Genomic DNA, 11585 nt, shown 5'->3' with positions numbered 1-11585 from the left:
AAAAAGCCCATCTTTCCCTTGCATACTTATGCGCCGAGAAACAAGATAGGCTCGGTAGCTAAGTTACATCTTTTATAAACATGATATGTTCCTTCGGATGTATTTTCAGGCGGGAACCGCCCCAGACCATTTTCAACGATGCACCGACCTGGTATTGCTTCTGTTATTGGCAACACGATCTTCCTGAACAAAACCACTATTGAGGAGGTTGAAAAATACCACAAGGATACATTAAAGATCGCCATTGAGCAGGCCAATCAGGAGTGGAATCGCATCGTGGGAGCCAGGAATAGGCTCCGGGACGAAGAGAAAAATCACCGTATACACATTGAGAATGTGAGCAAGCGCATCAATTTTGACGATTAATCGTCGTGCCATACGCTATTTGAAATTCAGGGTGAATTCGATTTAGCGTAGCGCATATCTGTGCCTATTCTTCATTTGTCATTCACAGATCTTTACAACTGGACTATACTAATGATAATATATCAAGATAATTACGAACTATCGTTGCAAGATAATTGACTTGTATCGAAGCGCATACGTTTCTGCTGGCTACCTGCCATGGGGGCATCGGGCCTTTTTCAGACCGAATGGATAGTTTACTAGCAATCGAGCCGGCCTCAAGCGCAGCCAAGGTAGAATCTGAAGAATCGTATTTGTAGTGCCATGCAAGACCACCTCGGACGAGCTCTTGGTTTAGAATTTCCCATCGTGTAATTGGATATCGCCAAGTGTGCGTCCATATCTGCCTTTGTCTCTAACAAATACGGTGACAACCCGGGCGCGATAGCAAATACTTCATGCGTTATCTCGCGGAAATGGAAGGCGTGTTGGTAGGTACGTGGTATATCATCGAGACCGGGAATTGGAAGTGCTTCCACTGTGAGATGTCCTCGGGCGATATAGGACAGTATTTCCCTATATTTTCAGTTTATCGCCTCTTGTAAATATATGTTTCCCACATAATTGTCCCCTTTTAGGAAATATCATTTTGTAACTTGAAGTATAATAAACAACCGCGAAAATTTAATCACGCAAGTCATAACCCAAAACAACAAAACAATGAATAAAATGCGACACATTCTTACAACCCTTGTTTTTGGTGGCGCTATAATTGGAGGCGTCTTTGCCAATAACCTGCTTCTTAAAACTGCTTACTGCAACGTGGGGGGCTCAGTTACCCCTGTAACCGTTTCCGACTCTTGCGTCAAGGGCTCAGTGGTATACTGTCTAGTGCACTTTGATGGTTCTGACTATTACACGTTTGCGACGCCAGCAGAAGCTCTAACGCTTCTACCCGCCAACAGGTTAAAGCGCCCCGCAAGATAAAACGCCGACGGCTCCGCAGTTTCTACGGGGCCGTTTTTAGTAACACTAATTTGCATCAAATGAAATATAATTACCCCATGATGCCTGTCGTGGTCGGTTGATTCCTCAGTTCACACATGACAAAATGCTCCTGCAAACGTAAACTTTTGTCAACATCTAGGAAACGTTCATTTGTATTTTTGACTCATAAATATTCGCAAATGCACTGAATGCTATGCGTCAATAACCGCAAAAATACACGATATGAAAAAAGAAACCATTGTAGACATCATTGGATATCTCTTTATCATCGTTTTTGTTTACACGGGTGTAGCAAAATTAACTGACATCCCGAACTTTGAACGACAACTTCAGGACTCACCTGTATTGCGCGACATTAGCTGGCCAGTCGCCATCGTAGTACCGTTGTTGGAAATTGGTATAGCCGTGCTGATTGCCATTCCAAAAGCGAAACTACGTGGACTTTTTATGGCCACAAGCCTGATGATCATATTTACGCTCTATATTATCATCATCACTCAATTTGCCAGTCACATACCATGTGCTTGTTCCGGTGTCCTGCAAAGCATGACTTGGACACAACACTTCATCTTCAATATCGTGTTCCTCATACTCGGCATCATTGCAATGACCATTCATAAATTGGAATCACGGAAAACATCGGGACCCATGTGGTCCAGAACATAATGGACGGGACACGATACGTTCGAGTCCTACAAATGGAAGAAACTGTTCCTATCCTGGTGCACCCTTAAATTTGGAACAAACAGGAGGTGCTGAAACCTGAAAAAAAGTAAGCAATCAATTAAAATTAAAATCAAACAATCATGAAAAAAACACGCGTTATTTTGACAGCCGCAGCGTTCACTGTTGCCGCTTTCGGTGGTGTTGTTGCTAACAACCTGCTGGTAAAAACCGCATATGCTAACGTAAGCGGAACTATCACGCCCGTAACCGTAGCTGACAACTGCGTAAAAGCAGCTGGAACACTTTGCCAAGTTGAAATCGAAGAAGTTACTTACCCGGTATACATTAATCAAGCCGAAGCTACAACAAACCTTCCTGCAAATCGGCTGAGACATCCTTAGTCGATAATATGTTGTTTAGCGGTCCCGTTGATATAACGGGACCGCTAATATTTGATTACCAGACAATACTAAGCCTCTCTAAGTAGCAGAATATCGGCATATCTCCATGAATAGAGTCCAAGTTCTTTTATCAACTCTTGCATTTTCCCTAGCCGCTATAAGCGGCGTCGCCTACAAGAGTTTCCATATCCAAACTGCATATGCCAATGTGGATGGAGTAATTACCGCTATATCTGTAGTATACGATGAGTGTAGGAAATATCCCGAAACCGCATGTACAGTAACAATTGATGAAAAAGATCACTTTCTATATACGACGATAATCGAAGCTAAAGATCAAAAAGTATCGAATCGCCTCGGTCGTCCCTAGTCGCTTGGAGCCGAATGGGATTAAATCAACGACAAACATATTGTGCAATTGATCTTATACTGCAATTCACGAGTGTTTTAGCAAAACTGTATGCTCTTAAACGTCTTTTCGATCTCTGATAACAACGACTTTCATATTTTTGTAGCCTTTAATCAAATTCAAGCCTTGCTTACTAAGACCTCTCCTCATATCTTCAAAATCAGACCTTAATCCTTCCACGTACACGTCGATCTTATGGTCAATCCCCGTACTGTCAATAATGGGATACTGAAAGGGAAAATACATATACATCCGTCCAATCAGATCATCGATAGAACCATTGAGCAGCCGAATATCCGTTCGCGCGGTTGGATGCTTGTGTTCGAATTTTTTACCGCTCGCGCGCAATTTTTCACCATCTGACGCATCACAAGTAAGCTTCCAGAATGGCATCATCCTGTCCTCCACTCTCACATCATAGCCAAAATAGCTATCGAGATCTCGTCGCATGATGGATTGTATTTTTTTTCGAGTACCTATTTTGAGTGGTACTGATACACTGTAATTATAAAGGTTTCTTGTTGAGTTATAATTAAACATAAAAGCAGATGAATCCTCTACCTCAAGTAAAGGCCGCCGCCAGAACCGCCCATAACTATTTGGGACGTCATAAGGAGCGGTATAGACCGTGTCACCATATGCGATCTGATAAAGCCTCGCCAAATCATAGGCCACCACCTCAAACCGTGCGAAATTCGAATCTGAGGGTATTCGCTCCACCCAATCGGGATTAAAACCGCTAAAAAATTGCCCATCCCACTTCATAAGTAAAGAGCGGAACAAAAAATCGGCATCCTGCCCACCGTTTCCGTTCACCAAAATGGGTCTCGTATAGTTATACAGAGAATCAGCGCGTTCCAGCTCATACTCTCCCTTCTTTTTTATCAACTCCAAATCGTGGCCATCTATAAGTGCATCGATGATCTCCTTTGACACTGCATTTACGATCGCTCGTACTTGACCTTTTTCATCAATGATGATGACGTGCGGTACACCAACGATATCAAAATTCTGCCAAAAGCCCCGTTCAACATAGGCCACCGGCAATTTTAGATCGAGTTTCTTTCTGAATTTTTCATACAACGGACGTAATCCCCGTTCATCAAGGCCTATCATCATAAATTCAACCTTGCCTTTGTAGTCTGATCGATATTTATTGATCTTCGGCAAGCTTTCAAAGCAGGACGCACAACCCACTGTAAAGAAATCAAGCACCAGCCATTCACCTCTGAATTCGCTTACTTTCACAGTAGTTTTGTCATAAAAATTTACGTCTTGCAAAACGAATTCGGGACATTCTTCTGCTAATTTAATGCTAAAACGGCCATGATCCTGACTGTTAACATTTGTCACAAACAAGCAGAAAAAGAAAAAAAGATATGTATTTTTTTTCACTATCAATATTTTAATTGTCGACTAATAGCCGTCATTCTGACCCAAATTTCTATTTCTTTCTCTTTCTAACTGAGGAATAGGGTATAGCCTATCAGTAACCTGCCACACATCAGGTTTGTATGCCCCTATTACTTCGTCTATAGTTTCACGTCTCCCGAGATCTAACCAGCGATGGCCCCACTCCGAAAAGAGCTCAACCTGTCTTTCCTTATCAATCAGGTCTATTATTTGATCATCTAAAATTCCGGGGAACGCCTCTTTGACCGTTAAAAGACCGGCCCGCTCCCGAATTACATCAAGATCAGCAATCGCTCCATCTATATCGCCTTCGTGCCATCTTGCCTCAGCGCGGATCAAATACTGTTCAGCGAGTCTCAAGACCATAGAATATTCAACAAACGGTTCTTCGCCCACTTTGATTTTATACTTAAAGGGAAAGTAATATGTATCCTGGCCATCATTAAAACTACCTACCCAATGGTCAAACCTTCTATCACCATCGTCAAAGGCATTTTTTAGTGATTCAGAAATGGAGACATTGGACGGTGTCTGCTCTAGTATGAACACATTTCCATCAAGTGTATTAAAACCGGCAACAACAGGTTTTAGCTGCCAGATGGCCTCTTGACTAGTATTTAAGAAAACGACATCTAAATCAGTATCAAGCGCATAAGTGCCGGACTCGATTACGGCAGAAGACTGTTCAGTTGCTTTCACCCAATCTCGCTGATACAAATAAACACGCGCCAGCAAAGCTTTTACCGTATATTTATTGGCGCGCACCCGCTCCGCCGTAGGATAGTCCTCTGAAAGAAGACTTTCGGCCTGCAACAAATCAGCTATTATCTGATCGTATACTTCATAAACCGCACTTCGTTTTACGGTGTTATTCTGCCGGTAATCAATGGAAGTAACTATCGGGACTTCGCCAAAGAGATTGACCAGATAAAAGTAACAAAAAGCACGAATAAACTTGGCCTCGCCTTCAATTCTATCACTTACGGTCTTGGAAACGTTGCTATTTTCCAGGCCTGTTAAAATCGAATTAGAATAATAGATGTATTTATACATTGGCTCCCAGAAAAAGCTACTGACTAAGGAATTGGTTGCTTGTAACGAATTGGTATAAAATTCTGACCGATCTATATCATCACTATGATTGATAAATTCGTCTGACGACATACCGGAAATAAGCGAGATACCCGCCAACCCGCCACCAGCGAATAATGCATTGCCCATCATTTCGCTATAAACACCAGCCAGAGCCGACAGCGCCGTATCATCGCTATCATATACAATATCGCTGGTAATTTGCGAAGCAGGCTCATCTACCTCCAAAAAATCATTGCAAGAAAATGCAAAACAAAACACTAAAAATACGGCCGATTTTAATTTCATAAACTTTATTTATGTACATACATGCTAAACATCAACAACTAAAATGCTGCTTGAATACCGACGGTAAATACCCGTAAAGACGGCAGTTTAATATTCATATTTTCAGGATCAAAGCCGTTGTAATTGGTTATCGTGAACACGTTCTGACATTGTGTATAAAATCGACAACTCGACAACTTCAGACGATCGCGCAGCGAGGTGGGCAAATTATAAGATAGAGAAACATTCTTTAAGCGCACAAAAGACGCATCTGATATGGATTGCTCGCCGAAATTTTTCCCATTGCTATATGCAACGCTCGCAGCAGAATTCCCGGACGCAGTAAACTTTTGAATATCGGTCCGATCTCCTTCATTGCGCCAGCGATCCAACACCTGAACTGGTTGATTGTTTATACGCCCAGGGGCCGTCGCGAGGTTGCCTGCAGAGAAAACATTATCGCCTCGTTGGTTGACGAACTGAAAGAGAAAGTCCAGCTCAATATTGCCGACACGCAACACGTTTTGGAAACCGCCATAAAATTTTTGTCCTACTTCCACAATTGTATTCCGGTCTTTGTCCGCTGTGATCTGACCGTCCCCATCCACGTCCTCATACTGATAAACACCGGTCGTTGGATCTACGCCTAAAAAGTTATACACTTTTCTGATATTCAAGGAACGTCCAACCACGTAGCTAGAGGCATAGCTGGAGGCATCGATGTTAGGATACTCAATCAACTTATTTCTTGGAATAGTTAAGTTGAATGCCGTAGACCAGCTCACGATGCCTCGATTTACATTGCTGGTATTCAACTCAATCTCTAATCCGGTGTTCTGAACAGTAGCTGGAAGGTTATATTGTACACTTGGCTGACCGGTAACGACCGACAGATCGTAGCCTACCAATTGATTGGATGAGCGATTTTGATACCAGGAGGTATTCAGAAAAATTCGATCGCGAAGAAAGCCTAGTTCAAGGGCAACTTCAAACTTCTTATTCAACTCCCAAGCATAGTCAGGGTTTACCAGGCGTGTTGGGATAAGGCCGGGAACACCGTCATAGGTGTACATAGTGTTCGAATATGTATCCATATAACCATAATCGGGAATGCGGTCACTACCTGTGGTCCCATAACTAGCACGCATCTTACCATAGCTAACCACCGGATACACCGCTTCAAAGAAGCTCTCATCAGAAAAAATCCATCCGGCACCAACTGCACCAAAATTCGCGTAGCGCTTGTCGGGACCAAACCTACTCGACCCATCGCGCCTGAATGTACCGTTGATGAAATACTTGTCTTTAAAATTGTAGTTAACCCGGGCGAACCATGCCTGATATTTGTATTGAGTCTCATCCGACGCCAACACATAGATCTGGGGCGCCGCAAGCAAATTTCTTAAGGATGCGTTGCTGGTATAACCATATCCCATTACCGAGCTGATTGCATTGATATTTTCCTGAAAAGTTGAACCAATTAAAAAAGATACGTTTGACTCGTCGATTTTTTTTCTGAATTCAAGCTGCGGCTCAATTATCCAAGTCTTTAAACTCCCATTTCCTTGCACGGAGTTGCCTGTTGGACTGAAAGCCGGGTCTGTCGCTGTAGTCGGTGCTAGCTGAAGATCACCCGATGTTGCATTGGTAACGCCACCGTTCAGTTTAACAGTCAGCCCTCTAATCAATTCGTAGCTTAAGACCAGATTAGCCAGGAAATTATTAGAATTATTGATATAAGTGATCTGCGTGTTCCTCAGCGGATTTGTCCAAGTACTGCTCTGCCAATTCAGAGAACCGTCGTCGTTGTACACACTTGGTGCAATCGGAGGCAATGAAAGTGCAATCGCCGTTAGGTCATCTGCCGGAAGCGTATTCTTCGCTTCGGTGTATTCCCCTTTGAACTGAATCCTCAGCTTATTGTTATCGGAAACGTGATTTAATGTAAAGTGTGACGACACCCTACGGTTGTCAAAGTCACCAGGAAACACTGTGGTCTCTTTGAAATAACCGACCCCTACCATAAACTGTGTATTGTTAGCACCACCCGACAGGGATATCTGTGCGTTAGACATTCTGGCTGTTCCCCCCAGAAGCTCATCTTGCCAATCCGTGTACCGAGTTGTATCCCAGCGCAATAGGTCCCGGGCGGCATTACCCGCTGGCGTGGTGCCGTCATTTCGATACGCTTCCCGTCTTAGCTCTAGGTATTGCTGCGTGTTCAGTAATTCCATCTTGCGAGACACGGTTCCGAAACCAATGTACATATTCACATCGACCTTTACCTGCCCCGGCTTGCCTTTTTTTGTGGTGATTAACACAACACCGTTTGCACCTCTTGATCCGTAAATCGATGTCGCATCTGCATCCTTTAATATCTCGATGCTTTCGACATCGGCGGGATTTATAAAATTCAGGGGATTGACACCGTCTGTCAGCGCACCTAATACCTGATTGATAGATGTTGATGTGTAGGGCACGCCGTCCACAATGTAAAGCGGGTCATTTCCATTCAACCTAAGACTGTTTCGACCGCGAATCTCCACTTTAAATCCACCTCCTGGCACGCCGCTAGGCTGTTGCACATACACGCCGGCAAGACGGCCTTGCAAGCCACCCATAATGTTGTTCAGCGGCTGCTTAGAGATAGCATCTGCACTAACTTTGCCAATGTTGCTTGTTTTGGTGCGGTCTGTAACTTCGTAATATCCAGCATTAATCACAACTTCTTTCAGTGCCTCAGCAGTTTCTACCAGAGAAACATCAATTGTTGTTCTGTTTACGACGGGAACGGCAACGGTAGTAAATCCGATAAAAGAAAAAATGAGCACATCAGTATTTTGCACTGAAATAGAAAAGGCGCCGTTTGCGTCTGTAGTTGTTCCATCTGCTGTACCCTTAATTAAAACACTCACGCCCGCCAGTGGAGTTTTTGACCCAGCATCTGTCACGTTACCTGTCACAATTTGCGACTGAATTTTACCATTGTTCAAAGAGGTTGGGGTCCGATTCTCTTTAAACCGCTCAAAGTTGACGGCGTTTTCGCTCACAGATGCAGTCGTAAAAAGCTCAGGTACACATTCACTCCGCCTTGTTAGATCCAAACTGTTATTTTTTGCAGTCAATTGCGAAGGAAAAAAAAACATCATGTTATTTTGATCTTTAATCAGCTTCAGAGGCATTATTAATAACTGTTGTTCTGATGCTAGCTGTAAGGTTACGATATCGATAGGTGTGCTGATGACATTAGCGTTTAGTAATTGTAAACCCATCGTAAGATATAGTACCAAAACTGCAAAAATGCGAATTGTCAATCGCCTCTGCGAATGAGTAAAATGTAAATGCATAGGATTAGGGTTGGATAAACAAATGAAATCTGTCTGACGAAAGCCTGAAGCTGCGGCCTTTTCGTAGTCTCGGTTTCGCGAACTGTATTTAACCATCAGGTACGGCAGAAAAGCCTTAACCAGGCACTTTTAGGATTCATAGCTCTCTTTCGAGGATTTGGTGTTGTGTAGGAACCATATCCGACGGAGTGCCCATGCAGTTAAGTAGCTTCTATAATACTGAGAGCATGATTTAAGATTGTGGTATAAGTGTTCGGGCAAAGAAATGATCACAATTTCTTCACATTGCCGTATTATTTTGTCTTTCGGAATAAAAAAGACCGGGATTACGCCAAAACGAGTGAGGACGTCACCGATTTTCGTTGTACCGTAGATCAACTTGTCACGCATTATCTGCAAAGTGTTTCGTAAAATCATGAGGATGCGCTCACGTTCGGTTAACTTAAGCCACTGCAGGAAGGGCTTGGAATCATACCGTAAGAGGAGACGGATGCTTTGACTGATTAAACATGCAGCTAGTAAACATATGTATAGCGTTGGCTACGGGGCCGGCGGTACGTCTTAGCGCATCGGTTGGGCATAGCAGCTGCGTGGAATATGCGCGTTGTCAGCGGGGGCATTAAATCGTGATTCGGGCGTTTCGGAAACTGTCAGGAAATGAACAGGAAACTTTTTTAAAAAAACTTTTATCAGCGCGTGGCATAGGCGGGCAATTTAACAGCGCAGTCGATCCTTGACGATGTGTCGTGGGGTGAGGTACGACGCGGTCGTTTATTGAATCATGCACGTTTTTCGTGCTTTCATCCAAAAATTTTAATTTTTTTTATATATTACCCCTCACATAGTATACAGACCCCCTCTATGATTGCCTGACACCTAAACTTCAATCATAGACGCCATGAGGCCATTTTTTATTTATTTCGTTGTCCCCTCTTCTCTTCGTAATGATCTCTTTGCGGCATTGACACCGTACCCCCGCCGCACATAACCCCATCGTTACCGCTTTTACTTTTTACGTCTTACCCGGCTGATCACCCGGAAGTTAAACCGCCTGGTCGCCGTTGTTTGGATTTACCGTTAATCGCCAGCCAACGATGGAACACGCTATAGAAGAACCAGGCAAGCACCTGGCGGCACTACAAAAGTTTATTGCAGTAGAGGTGCCGGTCATACTGAAAGAATCGCCCTCCGCGGATACGCTCGCCACCGTCATAGACGAGCGCTTCTACCAGGTCCGTCAGGAGATTTATAAAGGACATCTCGCCCACGCCGACGCGCATGCGCACACGCGCTACCTCGCGTTGCGCCAGCTCACCGTGCTGGAACTGGTAGGCCACCTGTTGGAACATACCCAGCCCATCCAGCTGTATAGTACTCTCTCCCACCGCACGTTGACGGATGACATTTGCCGGCATCTGTACCGAAGCCTGGAAAGTCTGTTGAATTATACGGTGGAGATCCTGGCTAATGGACAGATCGATCCGGGACTATTCTTACCCCCGGCAGCCTGCATGCTGTACCAGCAGATGCTCGGAGGCGACCTAGTCGCCCTGCGCGATCGGTTCGCAGCCTTGCATGTCAGTCCACGCCTGATCGATATTGTTCTCGAACCGTTTGAAGAACTCCGGCACAAAGACTATATCACATTCTATCACGCTGTCTACCTGCGCGCGCTTAAAAAGGAACTACAAGCGCTTGCCGGTGGAAAGCAGCAATCAACGGGTGATGGCGACGTATTGCGGCTGCTGGTCGCCCATAACTTCAATGAGCCGGCATTCGTCACCTATTGTCTCGAGGTGATGGAAGGTCAACTGGAAACCTGTACGTCACCGGAAGCCCGCCTATTGCGGTTGCGCGAATACAAAAGCCGGCTGGTGCTTTCTTTCTCTAGCACCCGGTTAGCCTGGCATCCCGATCCTCATCAACACAGCGTGCGCCAACAAATCATGGAATCGCTCGATGCGCTCATTGCCGCCACGGCGCCCGTGCTACCGATAAACAATGCTGTTAGCGCTCTTCAGCGTTCTTCAGATGCAGAAGACTACGATATACCCGACGGCATGTCGGTAGCGAACGCGCTAACGCACTACATGCACCCGGCCGTATTCGGCGCGATCGCCAACGCTGCGCATGAGTTGCGGGTTATCCATCTGGGAGACAATGACAAACAGCGGGCAGAACGGATATCGCAGATCCCGTCACCCAGCAAACGCGTCTCGGCCGAAACGATACTCCGTGCATTCAACGAAGAGAAAGCCTGCCGCAAGGCTCTGCACTATGTGGAAAAGCTCGGGAGCCACTTGAAAGTCCAGATCAAAAAATATGAAGAAAAATCTTCGGTTTAACGGCCAAAACCCATCCCCCGAGAAATCGGGGAAATCCCCTGCGAAACACCATGGACTTTCAAAAGCCTGTACCGTTGCTTTGGCCTATAACAAACCTTACACACGTAACCATGCCAAACTTTATCCTTCACTTCAAAAGCGCCTGTGACGTATTCGGAGACGATGACAACATGACATCCGTGCATTTCGCTGTCTACATCTCGATCTTCTATCACTGGAACCGCAAAAAGTTCGCGGACAATATGCGCATCAACCGCGACGATGTTATGCGCATCGCCGGTCTCGGATCTTG

General features: G+C 44.7%; 8 protein-coding genes. 5 read left to right on the top strand and 3 right to left on the bottom strand.

Features of this window, described 5'->3' with window-relative positions; all coding sequences use genetic code 11:
* Nucleotides 1-138: 138 nt before the first annotated feature.
* The 3 genes from KK062_RS27025 (at nt 139) to KK062_RS27015 (ending at nt 2420) form a co-directional block, all read left to right on the top strand.
* On the top strand, nt 139-366 hold the full coding sequence (locus KK062_RS27025) for a hypothetical protein (RefSeq protein WP_254087507.1): 228 nt from the start codon (nt 139-141) through the stop codon (nt 364-366).
* 1209 nt (nt 367-1575) lie between these two features.
* Nucleotides 1576-2019, top strand: a complete 444-nt coding sequence (locus tag KK062_RS27020) for a MauE/DoxX family redox-associated membrane protein (protein ID WP_254087506.1) — start codon at nt 1576-1578, stop codon at nt 2017-2019.
* A 140-nt stretch (nt 2020-2159) separates the two neighbouring features.
* A complete protein-coding gene (locus KK062_RS27015) occupies nt 2160-2420 on the top strand; it encodes a DUF6520 family protein (RefSeq protein ID WP_254087505.1) in 261 nt (86 codons plus the stop codon).
* Between the two features lie 466 nt (nt 2421-2886).
* Here the strand turns inward: KK062_RS27015 and KK062_RS27010 are convergent, their stop codons facing one another.
* Genes KK062_RS27010 through KK062_RS27000 form a run of 3 tightly spaced genes read right to left on the bottom strand, consistent with a single transcriptional unit; the run spans nt 2887 to nt 8948 of the window.
* Nucleotides 2887-4224, bottom strand: a complete 1338-nt coding sequence (locus KK062_RS27010; protein ID WP_254087504.1) for a TlpA family protein disulfide reductase — start codon at nt 4222-4224, stop codon at nt 2887-2889.
* 21 nt (nt 4225-4245) lie between these two features.
* A complete protein-coding gene (locus KK062_RS27005; RefSeq protein WP_254087503.1) occupies nt 4246-5622 on the bottom strand; it encodes a RagB/SusD family nutrient uptake outer membrane protein in 1377 nt (458 codons plus the stop codon).
* A gap of 38 nt (nt 5623-5660) precedes the next feature.
* Nucleotides 5661-8948: a SusC/RagA family TonB-linked outer membrane protein gene (locus KK062_RS27000; RefSeq protein ID WP_254087502.1), complete on the bottom strand. Its 3288-nt coding sequence runs from the start codon at nt 8946-8948 to the stop codon at nt 5661-5663.
* A 1094-nt stretch (nt 8949-10042) separates the two neighbouring features.
* On the opposite strand from KK062_RS27000, the gene KK062_RS26995 reads away from it, so the two are divergent.
* Both KK062_RS26995 and KK062_RS26990 read left to right on the top strand, forming a co-directional pair.
* Nucleotides 10043-11293 (top strand): hypothetical protein, encoded by a 1251-nt coding sequence (locus tag KK062_RS26995; protein ID WP_254087501.1) that lies wholly within the window; start codon nt 10043-10045, stop codon nt 11291-11293.
* A gap of 110 nt (nt 11294-11403) precedes the next feature.
* Nucleotides 11404-11585 (top strand): hypothetical protein (locus KK062_RS26990; protein ID WP_254087500.1); only part of this gene is annotated, 182 nt, incomplete at its 3' end.

The organism is Dawidia cretensis, from assembly GCF_018598175.1.
GTDB lineage: Bacteria > Bacteroidota > Bacteroidia > Cytophagales > Cyclobacteriaceae > Ohtaekwangia > Ohtaekwangia cretensis.
Note: the sequence above shows the minus strand (reverse complement) of the source record. Positions and strands in the feature narration are given on the sequence as shown.